The sequence below is a fragment of the Bradyrhizobium sp. DOA9 genome (genome assembly GCF_000617845.2).
GTDB lineage: Bacteria > Pseudomonadota > Alphaproteobacteria > Rhizobiales > Xanthobacteraceae > Bradyrhizobium.
Map to the genome: position 1 here is coordinate 6,394,594 of NZ_DF820425.1, position 25,497 is coordinate 6,420,090.

Genomic DNA, 25,497 nt, shown 5'->3' on the forward strand with positions numbered 1-25,497 from the left:
GATGGCAGACGGATCAATCGGACTGTGGACCGTACCGCTCGCTGTGCTCGGCGGCGCCATTCGAGTCTCCACGCCATTCCTGTTCGTGAGTCTGGGCGAGTGCATCACCGAGCGTTCGGGCCGCATCAATCTCGGCCTGGAAGGCACGCTGGTGATGGGTGCGATGAGCGCCTATGGCATCTCCTATCTCACCGGCTCTCCTTGGCTCGGCGTGCTCGCCGCCGGCATCACCGGCGCGCTGCTGGGTGCTCTGCATGCCGGCATCTGCTCACTGCCGCGCGTCAACGACGTTGCCGTCGGCATCGCCTTGATGCTGTTCGGCACCGGCCTTGCCTTCTATCTCGGCAAGCCCTTGATCGAGCCGACAGCGCCGCGGCTGCCCGCCATCGACTTCGGCTGGTGGAGCGATATCCCGCAAGTCCGCGCCGCGCTGCGCATCAACGTGCTGTTCCTGATCGGCGTCGTGCTGGCGCCGATCCTGTATTGGGCCTTCCGCACCACCCGCTGGGGCCTTCTCATCCGTACCGCCGGTGAGAGCTCGGACGCCGCACGCGCGATGGGCCATTCCGTGCTGTTGATCCGCCTTCGCGCCACCATGGTCGGCGGTTTCCTCGCCGGCATCGGCGGCTCGTTCCTGTCGCTGTTCTATCCCGGAAGCTGGAACGAGGGCCTTTCCTCGGGCCAGGGCATCACCGCCGTGGCGCTGGTGATCTTCGCGCGCTGGGATCCCCTGCTCTGCCTGTGGGCCTCGCTCGCCTTCGGCGGCGCTGCGGCGCTGGGTCCGGCGCTGCAATCGGTCGGCGTCACCTCCGGCTATCACCTCTTCAACGCCGCGCCCTATATCCTGACGCTGGCGATCATGATCATCACCTGCTCGCCCAAGCGGACGCTGACCGGCGCGCCCGCCGAACTCTCGATCACACGATAACACGCACGAGGTCGTCCATGCCCGAGCGCTACATCAAGTCCGAGCCCTATGCCTGGCCTTACAATGGTGATCTGCGTCCCGAGAACACCGCGCTGATCATCATCGACATGCAGACCGATTTCTGCGGCGTCGGCGGCTATGTCGACAAGATGGGCTATGATCTCTCGCTGACGCGGGCACCGATCGAGCCGATCAAGCGGCTGCTCGCGGCGATGCGAAAGCAAGGCTTCCACATCATCCATACCCGCGAGGGCCACCGCCCGGATCTCTCCGACCTGCCCGCCAACAAGCGCTGGCGCTCGCGCCAGATCGGTGCCGGCATCGGCGATCCCGGTCCGTGCGGCCGCATCCTGGTGCGAGGCGAGCCAGGCTGGGACATCATCGAGGAACTGGCGCCGCTGCCGGGTGAGCCCATCATCGACAAGCCCGGCAAGGGTTCGTTCTGCGCCACCGATCTGGAGCTGATCCTGCGCGTGCGCGGCATCGAGAACATCGTGCTGACCGGGATCACCACCGACGTCTGCGTCCACACCACCATGCGCGAAGCCAATGACCGCGGCTTCGAATGCGTCCTGCTGCACGATTGCTGCGGCGCGACCGACAAGAGCAACCACGACCATGCGTTGAAGATGATCAAGATGCAGGGCGGCGTGTTCGGCGCAGTCTCGACCTCTGACGCCTTCATCGGAGCAATTTCGTGATCATCGGCGAAACGCCTCCGCCCTCGGGCGCCTTCGGCGTCGATGCGATCGCCATGACCATGCGTTTCGGCGACTTCCTGGCGCTGGACAATGTCGAGCTGAAGGTGCGGCCGGGCTCGTTCCACGCCCTGCTCGGCGAGAATGGCGCGGGCAAATCCACCCTCGTCAAATGCATCATGGGCTATTACCACGCGACCGAGGGCGACATTCTCGTCGGCGGCCGCGAGCAGGCGATCGCCAACCCGAAGGACGCCCATGCGCTCGGGCTCGGCATGGTCTATCAGCATTTTACGTTGGTGCCGGCGATGACGGTCGCCGAAAACCTCGTGCTGGCGCGCGACGACGTGCCGGCCGTGGTGAACTGGCCGAGTGAGATGAAGGAGCTGGAGGCGTTCTTGGGCCGAATGCCTTTCAAGGTGCCGCTCGGTGCGAAAGTTTCGGACATCTCTGCCGGCGAACGGCAGAAGTGCGAGATCCTCAAGCAGCTCTACCTGAAGCGCCGCTTCCTGATCCTGGACGAGCCGACCTCGGTGCTGACCCCCGCTGAAGCCGACGAGATGCTCGGCATGCTCCGCGACATGGTCGTGAAGGGCGAGCTGACCATCCTCACGATCACGCACAAGTTCCGCGAGGTGATGGCCTTTGCCGACGACGTCACCATCCTGCGCCGCGGCAAGCTCGCTGGAGCCGGCAAGGTTTCCGAGCTGACACCGGATGAGATGGCACGCACCATGATCGGCGCCGAGGAGCTGACGGTGCAGCCGCCGCGCACCGGGCAAGCCGGTCAGGCCAGGCTGGAGCTGCAAAAGCTCCGCGCCCTGGACGATGCGGGCGCCGTTGCCGTGCACGATGTCTCGCTCACGGTGCGCACCGGGGAGATCGTCGGCATCGCCGGCGTTTCCGGGAACGGCCAGCGCCAGCTCGTCGAGGTTCTGGCGGGCCAGCGTGAGGCCGAGAGCGGCGAGGTGCGCGTCGCCGGCGATCCCTATCACGCCAGCCGCGAGGAGATGCGGCGCCACAAGATGTCTCTCTTGCCCGAGGAGCCGCTGAAGAACGCCTGCGTCGGCGGCATGAGCGTCGCCGACAACATCGCCTTCCGGGAATTCGACCGCGCACCCTTTGCCAGCGGCGGCTGGTGGCTCAATCGCGGCGCCTTCCGCAGCGACGCCAGGAAGAAGATCGGCCAGTACAAGATCAAGACCCGGACGCCTGATACGCCGATCTCGGCGCTGTCGGGCGGCAACGTGCAGCGCGCGGTGCTGGCCCGCGAGCTCGGCGGCGACGTCGAGGTGCTGATCGCCGCCAACCCCTGCTTCGGCCTCGATTTCGCGGCGGTAGCGCAGATCCACGCCGAGATCATGGCGGCGCGCAACCGCGGCGCCGCAGTCCTCCTCGTCAGCGAGGACCTCGACGAACTGCTCGAATTGTCGGATAGGCTGGTGGTGATGTTCCACGGCGAATTCGTGTATGAAGCACGCACCAGCGAAGCCGATCTCACCGTGGTCGGCCGGCACATGGCGGGGCACTGAACGGAGGATCGATGGACGACGCATCGGGGCGCGACGAGCACTTCCTGCGCCTGTCCTTCGCGGCCGCCCGCCGTTCCCTCACCCGTGGCAACCACCCCTTCGGCTGTATCGTCGTCGATGCGGACGGCACGGTGCTGATCGAGACCGAGAACGGCTACATGCCGGATCACGACGCCACCGCGCATGCCGAGCGCCTCGCAGCCACCCAGGCCTGCCGCACGCTCGATCGCGAGGTGCTGGCGAAAGTCACGCTCTATTCCTCAGCCGAACCCTGCGCGATGTGTGCGGGCGCGATCTACTGGGCCGGCATCGGCCGCGTCGTCTATGGCCTCAGTGAGCATCGCCTGCGCGGCATCACCGGCAACCATCCGGAGAATCCGACCCTCGACCTGCCATGCCGCGAGGTCTTTGCCAGCGGCCAGCGGCCGACGGAGGTCGTCGGCCCGCTGCTGGAAGACGAAGCCGAAGCGCTGCACGACGGCGTTTGGACGAAGTAGCACTACAGCCCAAAGAAGATGACGCCGCGGAGGTTTGACGCGGCGCCATCGTCTTTCACCTGCAGAGCATCAGGCGATCAGAACTTCACGGTGATACCGGAGTAGAGCGAGGACTCGGTGCACGCTCCGGTGCTCACCCTTGCGCCACCAACGGGCGTGGTACAGCCGACCGCGAGGCTGTGATCGAGACCAAACTTGTTCTGCCAGTAGCGGTAAGCCACCCAGACGTCCACGAAGTGCGAGTACTTGTCGCCCCAGGCCGCCTTCGAAGCATCGAAAGTCAGACGGATGGGCTCCGAATTCAGCTCGACAGCGGTGTTGTAGACGCCATTCGCCGGGTTGTAGGGAAGCGGCTCGGTGTCGGTGCCCTTCTTGCCGTACCAGCCGGCGCGGCCGCTGATCGAGAAATACTGCATGTTCGGCGGCAGGAAGCCGAGGTCCATGTAGTAATTGACCTCGACGGCCCAGGTCGGCTTGAACGAGGTGTTGCCGTCCGCAAGACAGGTGACGCCGGGAACGCCGGGACCGAACAGCCCGCACTGGCTGAAGGAGTTGTGGTTGGCGAACTCCCAATAGACCAGCGGCGCGACGTTGATGTACCCCTTGTAGGGCAGGTCGAACGCGAACTGCAGACCGCCGACGACGTCGCGCTTGGCAGCGCCGAAATACCGGTTCTCGGTGTTGGCGTCCATGCCGACTTCGAACGAGATGTTGTGCAGTGGGCCCACGCTGAAAGCCTTGGTGTTGAAGAGCTCGTTCCAGCCGAAGGTCGAGCGGAACAGGCCGTAGATTTCGGTCGCACCCGCGCACGTCGCCGGCGCACCGAAGATGGTCCCCGCATTGGTGCACGGACCGGCCGGATCATTGTGATCCGACTTGAACAGGGAGATGGTGAAGAAGTTCGTGCCGTACGCCCAGAGGTCGAAATGCGTGAACGAATAGACCTGCTTGGTGGTCTTGCTGTCGATCGAGCCATCCGGGCGGAATGACCACATGCCCGGTTGCGCAGCGTTGAAGATGTACGAGAACGTGACGCGGTTATCGATCACCAGGAAGAACGGAAGGTCTGCAGCCTTCTTGGCCGCCTTGACCGGCAGATCCGCCGCCTGGGCCAGGCCACCGGTGGCCAGCGTCGCAAGTGACAGCGCCGCTGCTGCCACTGCCGTATGACGAAACGACATCCTGAATACCCCCTCGTTCGGGCAAGCGAAAATGCATGCCCCCGGGTGCGACATTTGCGCCGATCTCCCGGACCGAGAAGCCTCAACTTTTCACATGGCGTGCCGCATGTTGCAGCAGCACGCGACGGAGGACGGAAGAATGGCAGCGCCCCGCGCATGGAGCGAACGCTCCAAGAGAGTGACACCGCTACCGAACATTCCCGATTGTTTCTATTCGGATTTTCTGATCGCGCCCGAACGCAGCGCCGCATCGAGGCAGCTGTTGCGGCCGCTGCACTGCGCGCGATCGACGACCGACGCGTCCATTGCCCAACATGGCGTCAGGTCTGCACAGCGGGTTCCGATTTGCCTTGAACCGTCACAAATTTGCAACATGGACCCACTCGCAGGCGTGATCGCCCCCGCCGTCCGGGTGCTGTTTGCGCGGTATGATCGCTCGGAATCGATGACGAGCACTGGACCGGGTGCCTGCCGATGCGTTGAGCAAGGGATGATGCTTTTTCACATCTTACGCCGCGGTTCAAACTGGCCCAGTATTGAGGCCCTTCACCCACGCAAGCGCATCAGCGAATGTTAGATCCGACGCCCGACGGCCAGCATTCCGACAAGTCCCCGCTCCTGAGGACCATCGGCCTCAGCAAACGCTATGGCGATTTCCTCGCCAACGATTGCATCGATATCGATATCTGGCCGCGGGAAATCCATGCCCTGCTGGGCGAGAATGGCGCCGGCAAGTCAACGCTGGTCAAGGCGATCTACGGACTGATCCAGCCCAGCGCCGGCGAGATTCACTGGCAGGGCGAGCGAATCGTGCTGTCCGGTCCGTCGGAAGCGCGCCGCCGCGGCATCGGCATGGTGTTCCAGCACTTCTCGCTGTTCGACAATCTCACCGTTGCCGAGAACGTCGCGCTCGGCCTCGACGGCAAGGAATCCTTCAAGGACATGTCGGCCCGGCTGGAACAGGTGTCGAAGACTTACGGTCTGCCGCTCGATCCCAGGCGTGAGGTGTGGCAACTCTCCGTCGGCGAGCGTCAGCGCATCGAGATCGTCCGCGCCCTGATGCAGGATCCGAAATTCCTGATCCTGGACGAGCCCACAGCGGTGCTGACGCCGCAGGAAGCCGACCAGCTCTTCATCGTGCTGGAGCGTCTCAAGGCCGAGGGCCGTGCCATCCTCTATATCAGCCACAAGCTGGAGGAGGTGAAGCGACTCTGCGACACCGCGACGATCCTGCGCGGCGGCAAGAAGGTCGAGACCTGCAACCCTCGGCGTGAGACCGCCGGCTCACTCGCGCGGATGATGGTCGGCGGCGAGGTCAAGGAAGTGAAAGCCGTATCCGGCCGCAAGACCACCGTGCCGCGGCTCGTCGTCAATGATCTCTCGCTCGCCCCCGCCGAGGCGCATGGCGTACGGCTCGAGCACATTTCATTCGAGCTGAAGGGCGGCGAGATCCTCGGCATCGCCGGCGTCGCCGGCAACGGCCAGGATGAATTGTTCGCCGCGCTGTCCGGCGAGCGCCTCGCCAAGGACCCCGGAACGGTGGTGATCGAAGGCATCGCCGCCGGTCACCTTTCGATCACCCAGCGGCGCAAGCTGGGCGCGGCTTTCGTTCCCGAGGAGCGGCTCGGCCACGGCACCGCGCCGCGCATGAGGCTGTCGGAGAACGCGCTGCTCACCGGCCATGCCGCCAGCGGCATGGTCCATCGCGGCTTCATCGATACGGCGGCGACGCTGAGAACGGTCGACCGCGCGACCGAAACCTTCGACGTCCGCAAGGCCAAGCGCGATCCCGAGGCCGCGAGCCTGTCCGGCGGCAATCTGCAGAAGTTCATCGTCGGACGCGAGATCCTGCGCAATCCCGCGGTGCTGGTGGTGAGCCAGCCGACCTGGGGCGTCGACGCCGGCGCTGCCGCCGTCATCCGTCAGGCGCTGCTCGATCTCGCTGCCGCAGGCGCCGCGGTGCTCGTGACCAGCCAGGACCTCGATGAGCTCGCCGAGATCGCCGACCGCATCGCCGTGATGTTCCACGGCAAGCTGTCGGCTCCGCTCTCGGCAAGCGAAGCGAGCCGCGAGAAGCTCGGCCTTCTGATGGGCGGCAGCAGCCTAGAGCCGAAGGAGGTCGCGCATGCAGCTGGTGCTTGAGAAGCGTGCCGAGCGCTCCAATACGATCGCGCTGGTGTCCCCCCTGATTGCGATTGGCCTTACGATCGTCACCATGGTCGTCCTGTTCGCGATCCTCGGCAAGAATCCGCTGCTCGCGCTGCACGCCTATTTCATAGCGCCGCTCACCGACGGCTATTCGCTCCAGGAGATCGCGGTGAAGGCGACGCCGCTGGTGATGATCGCGATCGGCCTGTCACTGTGCTATCTCGCCAACGCCTGGAACATCGGCGCCGAAGGGCAATTCCTGATCGGCGCAGTCGCGGGAAGCTGGATCGCGGTGAAGACGCAAGGCACCGACGCGGGCGCCTGGGTGCTGCCGGCCATGCTCGTCCTCGCCGCCGCCGCGGGCGCGCTCTATGCGCTGATCCCTGCGATCTGCAAGGTGAGGTTCGGCGCCAGCGAGATCCTGACCAGCCTGATGTTGGTCTATGTCGCCGACCTTTTTCTCGATTATCTCGTGCGCGGCCCCTGGCGCGATCCGCACGGTTTCAATTTCCCGACCACGGCGGAGTTCGATCCGGTGGCGACGGTGCCGTTGCTGATCGAGGGCGGCCGGCTCCATCTCGGCTCGATCATCGCCCTCCTCGTCGTCGCGGCAGCCGCAATCCTGCTCGGGCGCACCATCAAGGGTTTCGAGATTCGCGTGGTCGGCGCCGCACCGCGTGCAGCGCGGTTCGGCGGCTTCAACGCCAACCAGCTGATCGTCCTGACCTTCGCCATCTCCGGGGCGCTGGCCGGGCTTGCCGGCATCATCGAGGTGTCGGGTCCGGTCGGGCATCTCCAGCCAGGCATTTCACCGGGCTATGGCTTTACCGCGATCATCGTGGCGTTCCTGGGCAGGCTGAATCCGCTTGGAATATTAATTGCAAGCCTTTTCCTCGCATTGACCTTTATCGGCGGCGAGCAGGCGCAGATCGCCATGAAGATTCCGTTGGACGTCACCAAGGTGTTTCAGGGCATTCTGCTGTTCTACGTGCTCGCCTGCGATTCTCTCATCCTGTACCGCTTCAAGCTGGTGTTCTCGAACCGACAGGTGTCACGTGGCGCTGGTTGAGGCCATCATCCTCGCAGTGCTTGCCGCCTCGACGCCGCTGCTGATAGCGGCGACCGGCGAGCTCGTCGCCGAGCGTTCCGGCGTGCTCAATCTCGGCGTCGAGGGCATGATGATCGTTGGCGCGGCCTGCGGCTTTGCCGGCGCCTGGCTGACCGGATCCATCTTCATCGGGGCGCTGTTCGGCATCGTCGCTGGCATGCTGATGTCGCTCGTCTTCGCGCTGATGACGCTCGGTCTCGCCGTCAACCAGGTCGCGACGGGTCTCGCGCTGACCATTCTCGGCATCGGACTCTCCGGCCTGATCGGCGCCGGCTTCGTCGGCGAGCGCATCACGCCGGCAGCGCACCTCGCCATTCCCGTCCTGACGGATATTCCGCTGATCGGCCGCGTGCTGTTCGGCGAGGACGGCTTCGTCTATTTCTCGATCGCGCTGATCGTCGGCGTGTGGTGGTTCCTGTACCGCACCCGGGCGGGACTGATCCTGCGCGCCTGCGGTGACAACCACGTTTCCGCGCATGCGCTCGGCTATCCCGTGCTGCGCATCCGCACCTTCGCGGTGATGTTCGGCGGCGCCTGCGCGGGTCTTGCGGGCGCCTATCTGCCGCTCGCCTATACGCCGTTCTTCATCCCCGGCATGACCGCTGGCCGCGGCTGGATCGCCCTGGCGCTGGTGGTGTTCTCGTCCTGGCGACCGGGCCGGCTCGTCGTCGGCGCCTATCTGTTCGGCGCGGTGACGATCCTGCAATTGCACGCCCAAGGTTGGGGCGTCGGCATTCCCTCGCAGTTCATGTCGGCGCTGCCTTATCTCGCAACCGTCATCGTGCTGGTCCTTATCTCGCGCGCGCGCACCGGCGGCTCGACCGCGCCGGCCGCGCTCGGTACGGTTTTCGTGCCTGACCGCTGAGTTTCATTCCAAGGCGTGCGCGATGGGGCGCGCATGCTGCGGATCGTGGCCTCCCCCGAAGTTTGGAGATCGATGATGAGGAAATCACTTCTTGCAATGGCTGTCGGACTTTTGCTTGCCGGGGGCGTCGGTGCAGCCTCTGCCGCCGACAAGCTGAAGGTCGGTTTCGTCTATCTGGGTCCGATCGGAGACCTCGGCTGGACCTATCAGCATGATCAAGGGCGCCAGGCGCTGGTGAAAGAACTGGGCGACAAGATCGAGACCACTTATCTCGAGAACGTGCCCGAAGGCCCGGACTCCGAGCGAGCGATCGAGCAGCTCGTCCGCGCCGGCAACAAGCTGATCTTCACCACGTCCTTCGGCTACATGGATCCGACGCTGAAGGTCGCCAAGAAATATCCGAACGTGCATTTCGAGCACGCCACCGGCTACAAGCGCAACCCGAACATGTCGACCTATTCGGCGAAATGGTATCAGGGCCGCTACATTCAAGGCCTGATCGCGGCCAAGATGTCGAAGTCGGGCGTGCTCGGCTACATCGGCTCGTTCCCGATTCCGGAGGTCGTCTCCGGCATCAACGCGACGATCCTGGCGGCGCAGACCATCAACCCGAACATCAAGGTCAAGATCATCTGGGCCAACACCTGGTTCGACCCCGGCAAGGAGGCCGACGCCGCCAAGGCGCTGATCGACCAGGGCGCCGACGTCATCATGCAGCATACGGATTCGCCCGCGCCGATGCAGATCGCCAGCGAGCGCGGCAAGCTGGCCTTCGGGCAGGATTCCGAGATGATCAAGTTCGGGCCCAAGACCCAGCTGACCTCGATCCTCGACACCTGGGGCCCCTATTACATCGAGCGCGTCAAGGCCGAGCTCGCCGGCACCTGGAAGTCCGAGGACACCTGGGGCGGCCTCGACAGCCACATGTTCGCGATGGCGCCCTATACCAACATGCCTGACGACGTGAAAAAAATGGCTGAGGATGCCCAGGCCGCGATCACCGCGGGCAAGCTGCATCCGTTCAAATGCCCGATCGTTGGGCAGGACGGCAAGCCGATCGAGTGCAAGGGCGGCGATCACCTGGATGACGGCCAGATCCTCGGCATGAATTTCTACGTGAAGGGCATCGACGACAAGCTGCCGGGCAAGTAGCACGCTTCTTGCATTGACTAAATCACCTGCTCCTCCCGGAGGAGGTTCGGAGGGGGTGGCCAGAAGCACCCGGCACTTGTGGCTGCCCCCTCTTTTTAATTTCCCCCGATTATCCAGCCTGCATGATGCGCGCAGCGGAACCGTGGCGGCGGATCAGGTCGGCGACATCGAGGCCCGGGATCGCACCGTCGATCACCGCCCATTTTCCAGCCACCATCACCCGGTCGGCGCGGTGCGCCCCGCAGAGCACGAGCGCGGCCAGCGGATCGCCGTGGCCGGAGAAGCGCAGCTCGTCGAGCCTGAACAGCGCGAGATCGGCGGCCTTGCCGACGGCGATGTCGCCGAGTTCCGGCCGGCCGACACACGCCGCCGAGCCCTTGGTGGCCCAGCGCAGCGCATCCTTGTGGCTGACTTTCGTCACGCCATAGCGGGCACGTTGCAGCAGGAACGCGGCCCGCACCTCCTGCATCAGGTTGGATCCGTCGTTGGAGGCCGAGCCGTCGACGCCGATGCCGATCCCGACGCCGGCTTCCTCCATGTCGCACACCGGGCAACAGCCGGACGCGAGCAGCTGGTTGCTGCAGGCACAATGGCTGACGGTCGTGCCGGCCCTGCCGAGCCGCCTCATCTCGTCCGGATTGAAGAAGATTCCATGGGCGAGCCAGGTGCGCGAATTGAGCCAGCCGCATTGTTCGAGATAGTCGAGCGGACGGCAGCCATACATCTGCTGGCAGAATCTGTTCTCGTCCTCGGTCTCGGCGAGATGGGTGTGCAGGCGCAAATCGAGCTTGTCGGCGAGATCGGCCGTGGCGCGCATCAGAGACGTCGTCACCGAGAACGGCGAGCATGGCGCCAGCGCGATCTGGACCATCGCGTCCGCCCCGCGCTGGTGATGCTTGGCGACCACGCGGGCGCTGTCGGCGAGAATGGTGTCCTCGTCCTGCACGACGCTGTCGGGCGGCAGGCCGCCGTCGCGCTGCGACAGGTTCATCGAGCCGCGCGTAAGCAGCACGCGCACGCCAAGGCGCTTCGCCACCGCCACCTCGATATCGACGGATTCCTCGAGCCCCGCCGGGAAGACGTAGTGGTGATCCGTCGTGGTGGTGCAGCCGGAGAGCAAAAGCTCGGACATCGCCACGGAGACGCCGAGCTCGAGCGCTTCCGGTGTCAGCCTCGCCCACACCGGATAGAGTGCCTGGAGCCAGGGGAACAGCTCACGGTCCATCGCGGCCGGCAGCGCCCGCGTCAGCGTCTGGTAGAAGTGATGATGCGTGTTGATCAGGCCCGGCAGCACGACGTGCTCGCTCGCGTCGAACACTGCGACATCCGCGGTTGCGGGCACGCCGCCCGCCGGCACGAGCTCCACGATCCGGCCGTCCTTGACGACGATGCCGCGCTCGGCCTCGTCGGCGAGGATCGCCAGCGGATCCCTGATCCAGGTCGAACTTGCCTCACTCATGATCCCGCTCTCCTCGCACAAGCCGACGGCGACTCTGCAAAGCGGACGACGGCTTGCATCCTTGCTCCGACTTGCTGTTGCCACTTGGCTCCCGTCTTGCAACACTTCTCCCGGACCATTCACCCGTCGGAAGTGTTGGCGCAGCCATGGACTTGAATACCATCACAGCCGTCGCCCATCCGCAAACGCGCGCGCAGCTGCCCGTTTGGACGGCAGGTGATGCTTGGCTCGCGGGCGGCACCTGGCTGTTCTCGGAGCCGCAAACGCATCTGACGCGACTGATCGATCTCACCGATCTGAAATGGCCGGCGCTGACGATCACGGCGAGCCACCTCTCGATCGCCGCCACCTGCACCATCGCAGAGCTCGATGGACTCGCCTGCCCGTCCGATTGGCTCGCAGCGCCGCTGATCAACCAGTGCTGCCGGGCCTTCCTTGCCTCGTTCAAGATCTGGAAGACCGCGACCGTCGGCGGCAATCTCTGCATGTCGCTGCCGGCGGGACCGATGATCTCGCTGACGTCGGCGCTCGACGGCGTCTGCACCATCTGGAAGGCCGGCGGCGGTGAGCAAAGGCTTCCGGTCGCCGAATTCGTCACCGGCAACCAGCGCAATCGCCTGACGCCAGGCGACCTGCTCCGGCAGATCGATATCCCGCTTCCCGCCTTGAGGCGCCGCACCGCGTTCCGCCAGATCTCGCTGGCGCCGGTCGGCCGCTCGGCGGCGCTGCTGATCGGCAGTCTCGAAGCCGACGACACGCTAACGCTCACGGTCACCGCCTCGACGGTGCGGCCGATCCAGCTGCGCTTCCGCAAAGCCCCGGACGCAATCGCACTGCGCGCGGCGCTCATGCAGGAGATTACCGATGATCTGTACCACACGGACATCCATGGCGCGCCACTCTGGCGCAAGCACATGACGCTGCGCCTTGCCGAGGAAATTCGCGGCGAACTGTTGGGAGCGACACCCGCATGAGCCTGGAGGTCAACGGCAAGGCATTTTCCCGGGAGCCGCGCGCCGGCCAGTGCCTGCGCACGTTCCTGCGGGAGCTTGGCCATTTCGGCGTGAAGAAGGGCTGCGATGCCGGCGACTGCGGCGCCTGCACCGTGCTGCTGGACGGCGAGCCCGTGCATAGCTGCCTGATCCCGGCGTTCCGGGCCGAGGGGCGCACCGTGACCACGATCGAAGGCCTCGGCGGCGATCACGGCACGCATCCGATGCAGCAGGCCTTCCTCGATGCGCAAGGCTTTCAATGCGGCTTCTGCACCGCCGGCATGATCCTGACCTGCGCCTCGCTGAACCAGGCGCAGCGCACCGATCTCGGCGCGGCACTGAAGGGCAACATCTGCCGCTGCACCGGCTATCGGTCGATCGAGGACGCGATCCTCGGCAAGTCCAATATCGAGGCGAGCGTCGAGGCCGGCGCCGCCTTCGGCCGCAGCCTGCCGGCCCCCGCAGGCCCCGACGTGGTTCGCGGCACGGCACGCTACACTTTCGACACCGCAATCGACGGCCTGCTGCACATCAAGCTGCTGCGATCGCCGCACGCGCACGCCAGGATCGTCGCGATCGACAAGTCGGACGCGCTGAGCATCCCCGGCGTACACGCCGTGCTGACGCATGAGGATGCGCCGTCCGTCCTGATGTCGACGGCGCGGCACGAGAAGGACTGGATGGACCCCGAGGACACCCGCATCCTCGACGACGTCGTCCGCTTCATCGGCCAGAAGGTTGCCGCCGTCGTCGCCGAGACCGAAGCCGCTGCCGAGGCGGCGTGCCGCGCGCTGAAAGTCAGCTACGAGATCCTGCCGGCGCTGATCGATCCCGAGCAGGCGATGACACCGGGTGCGCCGGTCGTTCATCCCGACCGCACCAGCGCGAACCGCGTCGCCGATGCCCGGCGCAATCTGGTCGCGGAGACGCATGGCGAGTTCGGCGATGTCGCAGCGGCGCTTGCAACGTCTGCCGCTACCTATGAGGCCACCTTCCACAGTCACCGAGTGCAGCACGCCGCACTGGAGACCCATGGCGGCCTCGCCTGGCTCGATGATTCCGGCGTGCTCAACGTCCGCACCTCGACGCAGGTGCCGTTCCTGACCCGGCGTGCGCTGTCGGACATCTTCCAGCTCCCCATGGACAAGGTCCGCGTGTTCTGCGAACGCGTCGGCGGCGGGTTTGGCGGCAAGCAGGAGATGTTCGTCGAGGACATCCTGGCGCTCGGCGCGCTGAAGACCGGGCGGCCGGTCAAGCTGGAGCTGACACGCGAGGAGCAGTTCATCGCGACCTCGACGCGGCATCCGATGCGGATCCACGTCAAGGCGGGCGCAGATAGCGACGGCAAGCTCACCGCGCTCCAGCTCGACGTGCTCTCCAACACCGGCGCCTACGGCAATCATGCCGGCCCGGTGATGTTCCACGCGCTGGCGGAGTCCATCGCCGTCTACAATTGCCCGAACAAGCGGGTCGACGGCGTCGCCGTCTACACCAACACCGTGCCTGCAGGGGCGTTTCGCGGCTATGGCCTGCCGCAGGCGCTGATCGCGGTGGAAGCGGCGATCGACGAACTGGCGAGGCAGCTCGGCATCAGTCCCTACGAGATGCGCCGGCGCAATATCGTGAGGCCCGGCGATCCCATGCTGTCGCCGCCGCCCTCCGAGTATCACGACGTGCTCTACGGCTCCTACGGGCTCGACCAGTGCCTCGATCTCGTCGAGCGCGCGATGCAGACTGGCGGCCAGCAGCCGGAGCTCTCGCCGGACTGGCTGATCGGCGACGGCATCGCGCTGACCATGATCGACACCGTGCCGCCGGCCGGCCACTTCGCGGATGCGACGATCGCACTCGACGACGACGGCGGCTTCGATCTCACCGTCGGCACCGCCGAGTTCGGCAACGGCACCAGCACCGTGCATCGCCAGATTGCGGCGACCATTCTGGCGACGACCGTCGAGAGAATCCATCTGCGCCAGTCCGACACCGCCCATGGCGGCCACGACACCGGCGCGTATGGCAGCGCCGGTACCTTCGTTGCGGGCAAGGCGACGCAGGCCGCCGCCACGCAGCTTGCAGCCGAGTTGAAGGCGGCTGCAGCGGAGGCCTGGCTGTGCGATGTCGGAGGTTGCACACTTGAAGGCGAGACCGTCGTCAGCGGCGTCCGCCGCATGCCTTTTACGGAGCTGGCGAAGCTCGCCCGCGAGCGGGGCCAACCGTTCGCAGGCAGCGGCACGTCCGGCGGCACGCCGCGATCGGTCGGGTTCAACGTGCAGGGCTTTCGCGTCGCGGTGAACAAGGCGACCGGCGAGCTCCGGATTCTCAGGAGCGTGCACGCCGCAGACGCAGGAATCGTCGCCAATCCCATGCAGTGCCGCGGCCAGGTCGATGGCGGCGTGGCGCAGGCGCTCGGCGCTGCGCTTTACGAGGAGATGGTGATCGACGCGACCGGCCGCGTCACCAACCCGAAATTCCGCGACTACCATCTGCCCTCCTTCGCCGACGTGCCGCGCACGGACGTGTTCTTCGCCGACACGTCCGACACGATCGGACCGTTAGGGGCGAAATCGATGAGCGAGAGCCCGTACAATCCCGTCGCGGCCGCGCTCGGCAACGCGATTGCGGATGCCACCGGCATTCGCTTTACGGCACCGCCCTTCAAGCCGGACCGGCTGTTTCCGGCGCTCCACGATAAATTTGGCTAGATGCATATTTCGGGGGGTACATCCATGAGCAACGACATCCATCCAGTCGACGAGGTCCTGCCGGTCCCGCGCCTGCTCGCGCTCGGACTCCAGCACGTGCTGGTGATGTATGCCGGCGCGGTCGCGGTCCCCCTCATCATCGGCCGCGCGCTGAAGCTGCCGCCGGAGGACGTCGCCTTCCTGATCAGCGCCGACCTGTTCGCCTGCGGACTCGCGACGCTGGTCCAGTGCCTCGGCTTCCCCGGCGTCGGCATCCGCCTGCCCGTGATGATGGGCGTGACCTTTGCGTCGGTGGGCCCGATGCTGTCGATGGCGGCTTCGCCGGACATCGGCCTGCTCGGCATCTACGGCTCCGTGATCGCCGCCGGCCTGTTCGGCATCGTCGTTGCGCCGTTCGTCAGCCGGCTGCTGCCGCTGTTTCCTCCCGTCGTCACCGGCACCATCATTCTCATCATCGGCATCTCCCTGATGCGCGTCGGCATCAACTGGGCCGGCGGCGGCCTGCCGACGTTGACGAAGGTGGTCGACGGCGTTCCCGGCAGCTTTCCCAATCCGGCCTATGGGCAATTGCAGGGGCTCGGCATCTCGCTGTTCGTGCTGCTCGTCATCCTGGGCCTGATCAAATGGGGCAGCGGGTTTCTCGCCAACGTCTCCGTGCTGCTCGGCATCATCGCCGGCGCGGTGCTCGCGAGCATTCTGGGCGTGATGCATTTCGAGAAGGTCGCCGCCGCCTCATGGGGCGCACTCGTGGTTCCCTTCCGCTTCGGCATGCCGCAATTCCACCTGGTGCCTGTCATCACCATGTGCATCGTCATGATCGTGGTGATGATCGAATCGCTCGGCATGTTCCTGGCGCTCGGCGAGATCACCGGCAAGGCCGTCGACCGCGAAGCCCTGAGCCGGGGCTTGCGCGCCGACGGCCTCGGCACGCTGCTCGGCGGCATCTTCAACACGTTTCCCTATACCTCGTTTTCGCAGAATGTCGGCCTCGTCTCGGTCACGGCCGTGCGCTCGCGCTGGGTGACGGTGACGGGCGGCTGCATCATGCTCGTGCTCGGGCTGTTGCCGAAGCTCGCCGCGCTGGTGGAGGCGGTGCCGCTGGTCGTGCTCGGCGGCGCCGGCCTCGTGATGTTCGGCATGGTGGCGGCCACCGGCGCGCGCATCCTCACCTCGGTCGATTTCCGCAACAACCGCTACAATCTCTTCATTGTCGCGATCTCGATCGGTTTTGGATTGATCCCGCTCGTCGCTCCCGGCTTTTTCCGCAATCTGCCGCACGATCTGCAGCCGCTGCTGGAGTCCGGCATACTGCTCTGCGCGGTCGTGTCGGTGCTGCTCAATGCCTTCTTCAACGGCTTGAGCGGCGGCGCTGCCGCGGAGGCCGATGCGGCGTCGGCCGCCGCATCGGCACAACATGTTTAGCTGCCGCGATAGGTCGAGTAGCTCCAGGGCGTGACCAGCAGCGGCACGTGGTAATGGCTTTCCGGCTCGCTGATCGCAAAGCGCAGCGGGATCTCGTCGAGGAACGGCGGGTCGGACAGCGGCACGTTCCGGGCCGCGTAATATTTGGCAACGCTGAAGCGCAGCTCGTAGCGACCGATCGGCAGCGGACGGCCGCCGATCAGCGGCTGGTCGGTGCGGCCGTCGGCATTGGTCACCGTGCGCGCGATGACGCGGTTCTCGCCAAGGCTCGCGAGCTCCACCAGCTCAATCGGGATGCCGGGCGCGGGCTTGCCGATCTGGTTGTCCAGCACGTGGGTCGAGAGCCGGCCGTGCACCTTCAGTCTGTCGTCCGCGACGACGAGCTGGTCGAGCCGCAGCGCGGAGATGCGGCCGATCTCCTCGATCGCACGCCGCGTCTCGGTCTTGGCGATGTTGAGCAGCCGCGCCTCGAAGTCGCGCAGCACGGAATCCTTGGTGTGACGGCGCACGCAGACGATATAGGGGAAGCCGAACTTGTCGCGGTAGGCGTTGTTGGCCCGCTCGAACGCGGCATATTCGGCGTCCGACAGCCGGTCGAGGCCGGCGCTGTTCTGCTCGTCGGTCGATTCCGCGGTGAGGCCCGCGGCGCGCTGGGTCTTGTTGGCGAGATCGGGATGCGCCCGGATCAGCGCCAGCTGCACGTCGGGCTCGGCACTCTGGATCGCCGCCATCAGCGCGGCGTGCAGCTCGTTGATGCCGGCGAACGGCCGCTTTGCCGCGAGCTGCTCGGCGATCCACGGCGAATATTCGACGACGTTGGCCAGCGCGGCGACGAAGTCGGTTTTGCTTGCAGCGTTGAGATCGGCGAGCGAAATCTGCGACATCATCTCACCCGATCTCGAATGCGTCGCCGGCAAGGTGGGCGTGCTTGTCGTGCCAGTGCTGCGCGATCTGCAACCGCGTCGGCACCCAGACGCGCTCGTGCTTGCCGATATAGTCGAGGAAGCGGATCAAGCCTGCTGCGCGGCCGGGCCGGCCGGCGAGGCGGCAATGCAGGCCGACCGACATCATCTTCGGCGCGCTCTCGCCTTCCGCGTAGAGCACGTCGAAGGCGTCCTTCAGATAGGTGTAGAACTGCTCGCCCTCGGCAAAGCCCTGCGGGTTGATGAACCGCATGTCGTTGGCATCGAGCGTGTAGGGAATGATGAGCTGTTTGCCGCCCATGCCCTTGACCCAATAGGGCAGATCGTCGGCGTAGGAATCGCAGAGATAGAGGAAGCCGCCTTCCTCCATCAAGAGACGGTTGGTGTTGATCGAGGAGCGCCCGGTGTACCAGCCGAGCGGCCGCGAGCCGGTCGCCTCGGTATGCACGCGGATGGACTCGGCGATCTCGGCGCGCTCCTGCGCCTCGGTCATGTCCTTGTGCTCGATCCATTTCAGGCTGTGGCTGGCGATATCCCAGCCCGCCTCCTTCATGGCCGCGACAATCTCTGGATTGCGCTTGAGCGCGGTGGCGACGCCGAACACCGTCGTCGGCCAGTTCCGCTCGTTGAACATCCGCCACAGCCGCCAGAAGCCGGCGCGCGAGCCATATTCGAACATGGATTCGATGTTGGCGTGGCGCTGGCCCGGCCAGGGCTGCGCACCGAGCACGTCGGACAGGAAGGCCTCCGAGGCGCGGTCGCCGTGCAGGATGTTGTTCTCGCCGCCCTCCTCGAAATTGACGACGAACTGCACCGCGACCCGCGCCTCACCGGGCCATTGCGGGTGCGGCGGGTTGCGGCCGTAACCGCGGAGATCGCGCGGGTAGCGGGGCTCGGTCACTCAGACTTCCTCGAAGCGGATCGGCAGCGCGCCCTTCCACAGCACGCTCTTGCCCAGTGTCGCCAGATTCTCCAGGCCCGAGGTCAGCGTGATGAAATGGTTGCCGGCGAGCTGGCCCATCTTGCTCGCGAAATGCACGCCGCCATAGGCCAGCAGGATCTCGGTCTCGCTGATGCCGCCGGGATAGAGGATGATCTGGCCGGGCGCGGGATAGCTGGTGTGGTTCTCGTAGCCGACGCCGAAGTCGAGGTCGCCGAGCGGCATCCACACGGCCTCGCCGCTCCAGCGCACATGGATGATATGGCTTTCGAACGGCAGCGCCTTGCGGAAGGCGGCGACGGTCTTGGGCGCCGCCTGCTCCTCGAAACGGGCATCGAAGGTGAAATCGCCGGCGCGGATAACGAGTTTGCTCATCTCATCTCTCTGGATCGGGGCGATACGCCCCACGGGGAACCTTCAGCAAAAAGCACTCCATCGGGCTTCGCGCAAGGGGCGAACAAGGGGCGAAGCCCCATCACCGGCGGTCGTAGGACCAACCGAATATGCCGCTCCGCCTGACCTCGGGCTCCGGCTCGGCGGCGGCCGCAGGCGGCGCCTCCCTCAGTTCCGCCTGCGGCGGCGGGGCAGGCGGTGCCGGCAGGTTCTCGCATTTCATGGAATAGACCAGCTTGCCGTCCGCCGTCCGCCCGATCGGTGCGCAGGGGTCGGGATGCGCCGCCGAGCTCTTCGGCGTGGGCTTGATCTGCGCCGCAGCCGGCGCGGCGATCAGGAGAAGGACCAGCAGATATTTCGACATCGTTGTCGCCTGGAAGCTCGATGGCCCATTGAACCGGATTGCGCAGGCCAAGTCCATACTCGTAGGATAGGTAGAGCGAAGCGAAACCCATCGCGCATCCTCCTCGCTGAAGCATGATGGGTTTCGCTTCGCTCTACCCATCCTACGGCAACAACTCGCAGACACGCCTTCGCAGCCTCGCGGCGCATTTCGCCCGAGCTTTGCTTGGTCTCGCCGCCCTCATAACCAAGAGGGCGCAAGGAAGGCCGGGTGCTGACATCGCACCCGCGGTCTGCTGCGCAAATGCACACGCAACAAGAGCCGCACAGCAGCATACAGGTGGTGCCGATCACTCGGCCTTCCCTGCGCGATGGTCGGACGGCTTATGCCGCGCTCTCCCGGGAGCCGAACTTTCCTTCTGGCCTCCCTCGCCCCGCGAATTTGAATGATGCCGTCCGCCCGGTTGGGCTCGCGCACATCTCCGCAGACAGCTTGACCGTAGCAACGACGGCCAGGACCACACGGTTTTGCCGTACGCACGGCCCGCCATTTCGCCGCAGTATTCCCTGACACCGTCGACAGCGCCGGAAACTTACAAACGAGACGAAGCCTGGCAGCGCCGTTCGTCCGCACGCGGGTTTCGGGCTCACAGGGACTACCCGCCCTGCCCGCCCCATCTCGTGCCGACGCTGCCGCGTCCACCGCAAGCCCGGCTCGCGAACAAGACGACCGCATGATCGCCCCTCAAGGATGAGCCGGGATGGGCAACACATACGCCAAAACCGAATTTCGGTAAAGCGGAATATTTTGCGCGCGTGGATTGACAGGGGGCGAAACAGGCACGGTCCCGCCCCGGATTACGCTTCCCGCGCAATCCGGGCTACAACGGTACCGACGCAACAAAAAGGGCGGCACAAAAGCGCCGCCCTTTTCGCGCAACCCATTCCGGGTCGCGTTGAAAACAGCCGCTCAGTAGCCCGGATCGTAATAGAAGGGACTGCCGCCGCCGTAATAGCCCTGACCGCCGTAATAGCCGGGACCGCCATAGTAGGGGCGCGGACCATAATAATAGCGGTTTTCGTAATAGTCGCGGCGCCGCTGCTCGGCGATCACCCCGCCGATGATGCCAGCCGCCGCGCCCATGAAGGCGAGACCGGCAGCGTTCGGCCCGCGCCGATAATAGCGGCGACGGTGGGCACTGAAATCGGTGACGTCGGAGGAGCCCTGCCCTGCGGTGACGGGCTTCGCGGACCCCGCCTCGGGCGATGCCGCAGCCGAGGGAGATATGGAGGTTGCGACCAATGCCAGGCTTGCGAACGCGGCCAACACCATGTTGCGGTCGGCTGCGGAAATCAGAGGTCTCACAGTCATTTTGACCTTCCTATGATCTTGCTGATGCTCTCGCCAAAGGTGGGGATGTGCAAACCGGATTCAATGCGCAAACCACTGAAATGGTTTCCTGATCGCGGCGATCTGCCACGCTTTGAACGATTGTAAACCGAACGATCAGATCCAGCTTGAACCATCCAACCTGAGCGGATAATGAACAGCCGCGCCGTTTTTCGGTCGCCGTAAGCGTTTGACGTGAACCAACGCATCAACCGACGCCGTCGGGATCGATGCCATTTTCGGGTTCAACGTGACTGACGCGTCCTTTTCCTAGAGAAACCAGATGATCGTGGTTCGCAAACTGCCGGCGCGCTATGCGCCGATCGTGATGCCATTCGTGCTGTCCATCCTCATGACGGCTGTGGTGTCGGTCATTTCGACGCTGCGGAGCCTCGGGGCAACGCCGGCGTTCCTGGCGACCTGGCCGGGCGCCTGGGGACTGTCCTGGCTCGTCGCCTTCCCGACGCTGCTCGTGGTGCTGCCGCTGGTCCGCCGGATCGTGGCCTGGCTCGTCGCAACCCCGCCCGATCGGTAGCCGCTTACGACAGCGCCCCCAGCACGCCCTTCGTCGCCTTGTCGATCTCCTCGACATAGCGGCGGCGGGCGAAGCTCTCGGTGAGGAAGCCGACCACCTTGCGGCTGTCGGTGGAATCGACCACCGCCAGCATCTCCGCCTCGGCCTCGTCGAACACCGCCATGGCCGACTTCACGTTCATTTCCGGGATCAGCACGATGTCGATCAGGCGAGCGAGCTCGATCACCTGGATGTCGTCGGCGATGGTGTCGAGGTCGCTGGAGAACAGATCGGGCAGCAGGACGAGGCCGATATACTCGTCCGCATTGTTGACGATGACGATTCCCGGCCGCGAGCCGAGCGCGAACTCGCGGCGCGCGGCGGCGATCGTCGTGGTCGAGGGCACCTTGCCGACGTCCGAGCGCATCAGGCGTTCGACCGTGAGGTTGCGCAGCCAGCCGACGTCGTTGGCGCTGCGGATGGTCTCGCCGCGCAGATGCAGGCGCCAGGTCGAGAAGGAGTGGCCGAACATGAAGCGGACGCAGATCGAGGTCACGATGCAGCCGGCCAGCACCACGGCGGTGACGTCGACATTGCGTGTCATCTCGAGCACGAGGAACGACATCGTGAGCGGGCCGCCGACGATGGCGACGCCGAGCGTCGCCATGCCCGTCAGCATCGCCACCAGCGGATCGATCGCGAAGTTCGGACTGATGAGCAGCAGCACCGCGGCGAAGAACTTTCCGATCAGGCTGCCGACGAACAGCGAAGCGAAGAACAGGCCGCCGCGGAAGCCCGAGGCGAGCGAGATCAGGCAGGCCGTCACCTTCAAGGCGATGATCAGCGCGATCAGGCCTATCGTCATGTCGTGGAAGAGATCGAGCACCATGGCGCCATGGCCGGCCGCGAGAACCTGCGGCGTGATGATGGCGAACCCGCCGACGATGAGGCCGCCGATCACGGGCCGCAACCAGACCGGCATCCAGGCGAACAGGCGCTCGAACATCGGCGAGGAGCGCATGACGGCGATGCCGACGCCGCTGGTGATGAGGGCGAGCCCGATCAAGGCGAGGTACTGCTCGACGCCGACTGCGCTGACCTTCGGTATCTCGAGCGAATAGGGCGCGCCGCCGAGCCATTGTGCGGTCAAGGCGCCCGCGAGCGAAGCTGCCAGGATCGGCGCGGCGCTGCCGACCGCATAGACGCCGACGATGAGCTCGCAGGCGTAGAAGGCGCCGGTGATCGGCGCTCCGAACGCCGCGGCGATCGCGGCGGCCGCACCGCAGCCGACCATCAGGCGCAGATCGTTGCGGCGAAGATTGAAGAACTTGCCGAGCAGCGAAGCGATCCCCGAGCCGATCTGGGTATAGCCGGCCTCGAGGCCGACCGAGGCGCCGCAGCCATTGGAGATCAGGGTCTGGCTCGACACCACCACGCTGTCGCGCATCGACAGATTGCCGCCGCGCAGCGCGTTGGCCTCGATCGGATCGACCGCATTGGATATCTTCATGCGCCGCCGCGACCATTCCATGATGCCGAGCGAGAGCCCACCGAGTGCAGGGGCGATCAATGCCGCCCACGAACTGACGCTCGCGTGCGCCGACAGGTGGACATCGACGGGAATGCCGTAGATCACCACATGCGCGATCTGGGCGATGTGGGCCATCAGCGTCACGACGGCACCCGCGAGCGTGCCGATCACGAGCGCCAGCGGGATCAAGTAGAACTCGTTGCTGCGCAACAGCGCGCGCAGCCGAACCATGGTGCGGTTCGTCTTCTTGCGATCGACGAGATGCTTGATCCGCACGAACACCGTCTGGCCCGCCCCCTAGCCTTCGGACAGGCCGTAACCGGCCATGCGCCGGCGGACTCGTTCGATCTCCTCGCTCGGGAGCAGCGGCGGCTGCCCGATCTGCAGACAGCCGTGATATTGCCGCGCCAGCGCCTCGACCTCGACCGCCAGCCACATCGCCTTGTCCAGGGTCTTGCCGATCGCGATCATGCCGTGATGGTCGAGCAGACAGGCAAGCCGGCCCTGCAGCGCCCGCACCGCGTGCTCGGACAGCTCCGCCGTGCCGAACGTCGCGTAGGGCGCGCAGCGGATACTGTCGCCGCCAGCCGCCGCGATCATGTAATGCACGGGTGGGATCTCCATGCCCATGATCGCCAGGATGGTGCAATAGGTCGGGTGGGCGTGCACGACGGCGTCGACGTCGGGCCGCGACTTCAGGATGTCGCGATGGAAGCGCCATTCGCTCGACGGCTTCTGGCCGGGCGCGTGCGATCCGTCCATGGCCATGAAGACGATCTGGTCCGGACGCATGGCCTCATAGGGCACGCTGGTCGGCGTGACCAGGAGCCCGTCCACATGCCGGACACTGATATTGCCCGATGTGCCCTGGTTGATGCCGAGCGCGTTCATGCGCCGGCAGGCGTCGATAATGGCCTGCCTCTTGGCGAGCTCGTCCGCTGTCATCGACATGTCGCTTTCCTGTCGAGGCTTGTTGGACCGAGTTACGTCAAAGCAACATGGCAGTGCAAGCGAAAGCGTCCCGGATCCTGCCGCCAAGCCGGAACGGGAGTTCGACAGGTTAACAGATTGTCGCAGCTCCAGGCAGGCCGGTCCGGACCGCCGCGATCCCGTATGACGAACTGCACGGAATAGGCGGCGAGCAGCATGCCGAGAACGCGCGAGGGCACGCATTTCCGCTGTGCCCGAGCGAGCGCGCGATCAGGCGAGCTGAGAGAAAGCACAGCATGCAGAGCAGTCGCCCGACAGCAGCAGCGTGATGGCAACCGCTCAGCGACCCGGTCTGACGCCGCGGGCGACGGCCGCATGGAACGAGGTTTCGGCCGCCGACTTAGCTCAGCGTGATAGCAACAACGGTGGAGACCAATCATGAGCGACAGCGGAATTAGCATGCTCTTGGGCCACACCTCGGCCCAGATGCTTTGGCTCTGGTTCATCGGCGCCTTCGTGCTCGGCGGGGCTCTGGTTTACGGGGTGATGAAGGCCGGCAATCTGCGCCGCAGCGAGCGCGCACGCCTCGACCGCGCGACGGAAGAGCGCCAGCGTCAGGAAGACCCCTACAAGCGCCCGACCTGAGCAGGTTGCAGTTTGGAACTTTCGTTCTCCGACGGCTTTGATCGCCCGAGGATTGAGGAAGGCGAGGCCTTCCCGTGTCGCCTCATGAGGAGGACGTATGGCTAAACGAGCGAAGAAACGCACGACGAAGAAGACCGCGGCGCGCCGGCCGCGTCAGGCGCCGAAGATGCTCAGCGACCTGTTTCTGGAGACGCTGAAGGACATCTATTTCGCCGAGAACAAGATCATCAAGACGCTGCCCAAGATGGCCAAGGCCGCGAATTCGAAGGAGCTTGCGGCCGCCTTCAACAAGCATTTGCGCGAGACCCAGGGCCAGGTCAAACGGCTCGACCAGATCTTCAGGATGCTGGGCAAGCCGGCCCGCGGCAAGCCCTGCGAGGCCATCAACGGCATCACCGACGAGGGCGCCGAGATCATGAAGGACTTCAAGGGCGCACCGGCGCTCGATGCCGGGCTGCTCGCGGCCGCGCAAGCGGTCGAGCATTACGAGATCTCCCGCTACGGAACGCTGCGCACCTGGGCCGAAGAGCTCGGCATGCAGGACGCCGCAAGGCTGCTCCAGGAGACACTGGACGAGGAAGAGGCGACCGATCAGACGTTGACCCAGCTCGCCACCTCCGTGATCAACCTCGAAGCGGAAGAAGAGTACCGCGCGGCGGCCTGACCCCGCGCCTTTCCCAATGACCGGAACGTCGCGGCCGCATGCCGCGGCGTTCGCTTGCCTTGATCGCACGACCGCGCATGGCACGTGCGCGCCACTGCACTGGATTTCCCGGGAACTGGCCCCATATGCAGGCTTTCCCACCCCAGAGCCCACATCATGCAACCCAAAAATCCCCTCGATTGGATGCTGTCCGAAGCCCTGGACTCGCTGACCCGCGCCGATCGGCTGCGCCAGCAGTTCGGCCGCCAGGAAGCCTGCTGGGAGCCGCCGATCGATGTGCTCGAAACCGAGCGTGAGCTCCTGATCCTCGTCGCGCTTCCCGGCGTCAATCCGGACAATGTCGAGACCGTCATCCATGACGGCGTGCTCGTCATCTCGGGTCAGCGCACGCTGCCGCCGGAGCTTCGCAACGCCCGCATCCATCGGCTCGAGCTGCCGCAGGGGCGTTTCGAGCGCCGCATCGCATTGCCCCTCGGCCGCTACGCCATCAGCCGCTTCGTGATGGACGGCTGCGTCGCACTGCGCCTCGCGAAATCCTGAG

At 65.4% G+C, this 25,497-nt stretch carries 24 protein-coding genes and 1 pseudogene; 15 read left to right on the forward strand and 10 right to left on the reverse strand.

Annotated elements, in window-relative coordinates:
• The first annotated feature begins 1 nt into the window (after position 1).
• The 4 genes from BDOA9_RS30160 to BDOA9_RS30175 are packed head-to-tail and all read left to right on the forward strand — an operon-like array spanning position 2 to position 3,655.
• The gene (locus BDOA9_RS30160) at positions 2-928 is read left to right on the forward strand and encodes an ABC transporter permease (protein ID WP_025037674.1); all 927 of its coding nucleotides are present in this window, start codon (positions 2-4) and stop codon (positions 926-928) included.
• 17 nt (positions 929-945) lie between these two features.
• Positions 946-1,629 (forward strand): biuret amidohydrolase, encoded by a 684-nt coding sequence (biuH, locus tag BDOA9_RS30165; RefSeq protein ID WP_025037675.1) that lies wholly within the window; start codon positions 946-948, stop codon positions 1,627-1,629.
• Positions 1,626-3,158, forward strand: coding sequence for an ABC transporter ATP-binding protein (locus BDOA9_RS30170; RefSeq protein WP_025037676.1), 1,533 nt, complete (start codon positions 1,626-1,628; stop codon positions 3,156-3,158). Before biuH ends, BDOA9_RS30170 begins: the two co-directional genes overlap by 4 nt.
• Positions 3,159-3,169: 11 nt before the next feature.
• Positions 3,170-3,655 (forward strand): nucleoside deaminase, encoded by a 486-nt coding sequence (locus tag BDOA9_RS30175; RefSeq protein ID WP_025037677.1) that lies wholly within the window; start codon positions 3,170-3,172, stop codon positions 3,653-3,655.
• Between the two features lie 77 nt (positions 3,656-3,732).
• On the opposite strand, the gene BDOA9_RS30180 is transcribed toward BDOA9_RS30175, so the two are convergent.
• Entirely contained in the window at positions 3,733-4,836 is a 1,104-nt protein-coding gene (locus BDOA9_RS30180; protein ID WP_025037678.1) for a hypothetical protein, read from the reverse strand.
• A 570-nt stretch (positions 4,837-5,406) separates the two neighbouring features.
• Here BDOA9_RS30180 and BDOA9_RS30185 point away from each other — a divergent pair.
• From BDOA9_RS30185 to BDOA9_RS30200, 4 genes are all read left to right on the forward strand, one after another.
• Complete coding sequence (locus BDOA9_RS30185; protein WP_025037679.1) at positions 5,407-6,978, forward strand: ABC transporter ATP-binding protein; 1,572 nt, start codon at positions 5,407-5,409, stop codon at positions 6,976-6,978.
• The gene (locus tag BDOA9_RS30190) at positions 6,962-8,053 is read left to right on the forward strand and encodes an ABC transporter permease (RefSeq protein ID WP_025037680.1); all 1,092 of its coding nucleotides are present in this window, start codon (positions 6,962-6,964) and stop codon (positions 8,051-8,053) included. Before BDOA9_RS30185 ends, BDOA9_RS30190 begins: the two co-directional genes overlap by 17 nt.
• The gene (locus BDOA9_RS30195; RefSeq protein ID WP_025037681.1) at positions 8,040-8,957 is read left to right on the forward strand and encodes an ABC transporter permease; all 918 of its coding nucleotides are present in this window, start codon (positions 8,040-8,042) and stop codon (positions 8,955-8,957) included. The genes BDOA9_RS30190 and BDOA9_RS30195 overlap by 14 nt, the downstream gene beginning before the upstream one ends.
• Before the next feature lie 75 nt (positions 8,958-9,032).
• Positions 9,033-10,109 (forward strand): BMP family ABC transporter substrate-binding protein, encoded by a 1,077-nt coding sequence (locus BDOA9_RS30200; protein WP_025037682.1) that lies wholly within the window; start codon positions 9,033-9,035, stop codon positions 10,107-10,109.
• Positions 10,110-10,218: 109 nt separating this feature from the next.
• Here BDOA9_RS30200 and BDOA9_RS30205 read toward each other — a convergent pair whose 3' ends face one another.
• The gene (locus BDOA9_RS30205; RefSeq protein ID WP_025037683.1) at positions 10,219-11,568 is read right to left on the reverse strand and encodes an 8-oxoguanine deaminase; all 1,350 of its coding nucleotides are present in this window, start codon (positions 11,566-11,568) and stop codon (positions 10,219-10,221) included.
• 146 nt (positions 11,569-11,714) lie between these two features.
• Here BDOA9_RS30205 and BDOA9_RS30210 point away from each other — a divergent pair, with 146 nt between their 5' ends.
• The 3 genes from BDOA9_RS30210 to BDOA9_RS30220 are packed head-to-tail and all read left to right on the forward strand — an operon-like array spanning position 11,715 to position 16,684.
• The gene (locus tag BDOA9_RS30210; protein ID WP_025037684.1) at positions 11,715-12,542 is read left to right on the forward strand and encodes an FAD binding domain-containing protein; all 828 of its coding nucleotides are present in this window, start codon (positions 11,715-11,717) and stop codon (positions 12,540-12,542) included.
• Entirely contained in the window at positions 12,539-15,262 is a 2,724-nt protein-coding gene (locus BDOA9_RS30215) for a molybdopterin-dependent oxidoreductase (RefSeq protein ID WP_025037685.1), read from the forward strand. Before BDOA9_RS30210 ends, BDOA9_RS30215 begins: the two co-directional genes overlap by 4 nt.
• Before the next feature lie 24 nt (positions 15,263-15,286).
• Positions 15,287-16,684, forward strand: coding sequence for a nucleobase:cation symporter-2 family protein (locus BDOA9_RS30220; RefSeq protein ID WP_025037686.1), 1,398 nt, complete (start codon positions 15,287-15,289; stop codon positions 16,682-16,684).
• Here the strand turns inward: BDOA9_RS30220 and uraD are convergent.
• The 5 genes from uraD to BDOA9_RS30245 form a co-directional block, all read right to left on the reverse strand.
• Positions 16,681-17,568, reverse strand: coding sequence for a 2-oxo-4-hydroxy-4-carboxy-5-ureidoimidazoline decarboxylase (uraD, locus tag BDOA9_RS30225; RefSeq protein ID WP_025037687.1), 888 nt, complete (start codon positions 17,566-17,568; stop codon positions 16,681-16,683). The genes BDOA9_RS30220 and uraD overlap by 4 nt on opposite strands.
• Before the next feature lie 4 nt (positions 17,569-17,572).
• Entirely contained in the window at positions 17,573-18,508 is a 936-nt protein-coding gene (gene puuE, locus BDOA9_RS30230; protein WP_025037688.1) for an allantoinase PuuE, read from the reverse strand.
• A complete protein-coding gene (locus tag BDOA9_RS30235; protein ID WP_025037689.1) occupies positions 18,509-18,922 on the reverse strand; it encodes a DUF3830 family protein in 414 nt (137 codons plus the stop codon).
• 100 nt (positions 18,923-19,022) lie between these two features.
• Positions 19,023-19,304: a hypothetical protein gene (locus BDOA9_RS30240; protein WP_025037690.1), complete on the reverse strand. Its 282-nt coding sequence runs from the start codon at positions 19,302-19,304 to the stop codon at positions 19,023-19,025.
• 948 nt (positions 19,305-20,252) lie between these two features.
• Complete coding sequence (locus BDOA9_RS30245; protein ID WP_025037691.1) at positions 20,253-20,654, reverse strand: hypothetical protein; 402 nt, start codon at positions 20,652-20,654, stop codon at positions 20,253-20,255.
• Between the two features lie 301 nt (positions 20,655-20,955).
• Here BDOA9_RS30245 and BDOA9_RS30250 point away from each other — a divergent pair, with 301 nt between their 5' ends.
• Entirely contained in the window at positions 20,956-21,207 is a 252-nt protein-coding gene (locus BDOA9_RS30250) for a DUF2798 domain-containing protein (protein ID WP_025037692.1), read from the forward strand.
• Between the two features lie 4 nt (positions 21,208-21,211).
• Here the strand turns inward: BDOA9_RS30250 and BDOA9_RS30255 are convergent, their stop codons facing one another.
• The 3 genes and pseudogenes from BDOA9_RS30255 to BDOA9_RS39540 all read right to left on the reverse strand — a co-directional run.
• A complete protein-coding gene (locus BDOA9_RS30255; protein ID WP_025037693.1) occupies positions 21,212-22,999 on the reverse strand; it encodes a chloride channel protein in 1,788 nt (595 codons plus the stop codon).
• Between the two features lie 15 nt (positions 23,000-23,014).
• A complete protein-coding gene (locus BDOA9_RS30260; protein WP_192859634.1) occupies positions 23,015-23,668 on the reverse strand; it encodes an L-fuculose-phosphate aldolase in 654 nt (217 codons plus the stop codon).
• Between the two features lie 109 nt (positions 23,669-23,777).
• Positions 23,778-23,954 (reverse strand): annotated as a pseudogene (locus BDOA9_RS39540) (MarC family protein); the annotation flags it as partial.
• 131 nt (positions 23,955-24,085) lie between these two features.
• On the opposite strand from BDOA9_RS39540, the gene BDOA9_RS30265 reads away from it, so the two are divergent.
• The 3 genes from BDOA9_RS30265 to BDOA9_RS30275 all read left to right on the forward strand — a co-directional run bounded on the left by BDOA9_RS30265 (position 24,086) and on the right by BDOA9_RS30275 (position 25,496).
• Complete coding sequence (locus BDOA9_RS30265) at positions 24,086-24,292, forward strand: hypothetical protein (protein WP_025037695.1); 207 nt, start codon at positions 24,086-24,088, stop codon at positions 24,290-24,292.
• Between the two features lie 97 nt (positions 24,293-24,389).
• Positions 24,390-24,956 carry a YciE/YciF ferroxidase family protein gene (locus tag BDOA9_RS30270; RefSeq protein ID WP_025037696.1) on the forward strand — a complete coding sequence of 189 codons (567 nt, stop codon included), beginning with the start codon at positions 24,390-24,392 and terminating at the stop codon, positions 24,954-24,956.
• 156 nt (positions 24,957-25,112) lie between these two features.
• Positions 25,113-25,496, forward strand: a complete 384-nt coding sequence (locus BDOA9_RS30275; protein ID WP_024342525.1) for an Hsp20/alpha crystallin family protein — start codon at positions 25,113-25,115, stop codon at positions 25,494-25,496.
• The last annotated feature ends 1 nt before the right edge of the window (position 25,497 follow it).

Bases quoted from the DNA above. Each gene is read 5' to 3' on its own strand.
- BDOA9_RS30160 (WP_025037674.1), top strand. From the start codon at position 2: ATGGCAGACGGATCAATCGGACTGTGGACCGTACCGCTCGCTGTGCTC.
- biuH (WP_025037675.1), top strand. From the start codon at position 946: ATGCCCGAGCGCTACATCAAGTCCGAGCCCTATGCCTGGCCTTACAAT.
- BDOA9_RS30175 (WP_025037677.1), top strand. From the start codon at position 3,170: ATGGACGACGCATCGGGGCGCGACGAGCACTTCCTGCGCCTGTCCTTC.
- BDOA9_RS30180 (WP_025037678.1), bottom strand. From the start codon at position 4,836: ATGTCGTTTCGTCATACGGCAGTGGCAGCAGCGGCGCTGTCACTTGCG.
- BDOA9_RS30185 (WP_025037679.1), top strand. From the start codon at position 5,407: ATGTTAGATCCGACGCCCGACGGCCAGCATTCCGACAAGTCCCCGCTC.
- BDOA9_RS30190 (WP_025037680.1), top strand. From the start codon at position 6,962: ATGCAGCTGGTGCTTGAGAAGCGTGCCGAGCGCTCCAATACGATCGCG.
- BDOA9_RS30200 (WP_025037682.1), top strand. From the start codon at position 9,033: ATGAGGAAATCACTTCTTGCAATGGCTGTCGGACTTTTGCTTGCCGGG.
- BDOA9_RS30205 (WP_025037683.1), bottom strand. From the start codon at position 11,568: ATGAGTGAGGCAAGTTCGACCTGGATCAGGGATCCGCTGGCGATCCTC.
- BDOA9_RS30210 (WP_025037684.1), top strand. From the start codon at position 11,715: ATGGACTTGAATACCATCACAGCCGTCGCCCATCCGCAAACGCGCGCG.
- BDOA9_RS30215 (WP_025037685.1), top strand. From the start codon at position 12,539: ATGAGCCTGGAGGTCAACGGCAAGGCATTTTCCCGGGAGCCGCGCGCC.
- BDOA9_RS30220 (WP_025037686.1), top strand. From the start codon at position 15,287: ATGAGCAACGACATCCATCCAGTCGACGAGGTCCTGCCGGTCCCGCGC.
- uraD (WP_025037687.1), bottom strand. From the start codon at position 17,568: ATGTCGCAGATTTCGCTCGCCGATCTCAACGCTGCAAGCAAAACCGAC.
- BDOA9_RS30235 (WP_025037689.1), bottom strand. From the start codon at position 18,922: ATGAGCAAACTCGTTATCCGCGCCGGCGATTTCACCTTCGATGCCCGT.
- BDOA9_RS30240 (WP_025037690.1), bottom strand. From the start codon at position 19,304: ATGTCGAAATATCTGCTGGTCCTTCTCCTGATCGCCGCGCCGGCTGCG.
- BDOA9_RS30245 (WP_025037691.1), bottom strand. From the start codon at position 20,654: ATGACTGTGAGACCTCTGATTTCCGCAGCCGACCGCAACATGGTGTTG.
- BDOA9_RS30250 (WP_025037692.1), top strand. From the start codon at position 20,956: ATGATCGTGGTTCGCAAACTGCCGGCGCGCTATGCGCCGATCGTGATG.
- BDOA9_RS30260 (WP_192859634.1), bottom strand. From the start codon at position 23,668: ATGTCGATGACAGCGGACGAGCTCGCCAAGAGGCAGGCCATTATCGAC.
- BDOA9_RS30265 (WP_025037695.1), top strand. From the start codon at position 24,086: ATGAGCGACAGCGGAATTAGCATGCTCTTGGGCCACACCTCGGCCCAG.
- BDOA9_RS30270 (WP_025037696.1), top strand. From the start codon at position 24,390: ATGGCTAAACGAGCGAAGAAACGCACGACGAAGAAGACCGCGGCGCGC.
- BDOA9_RS30275 (WP_024342525.1), top strand. From the start codon at position 25,113: ATGCAACCCAAAAATCCCCTCGATTGGATGCTGTCCGAAGCCCTGGAC.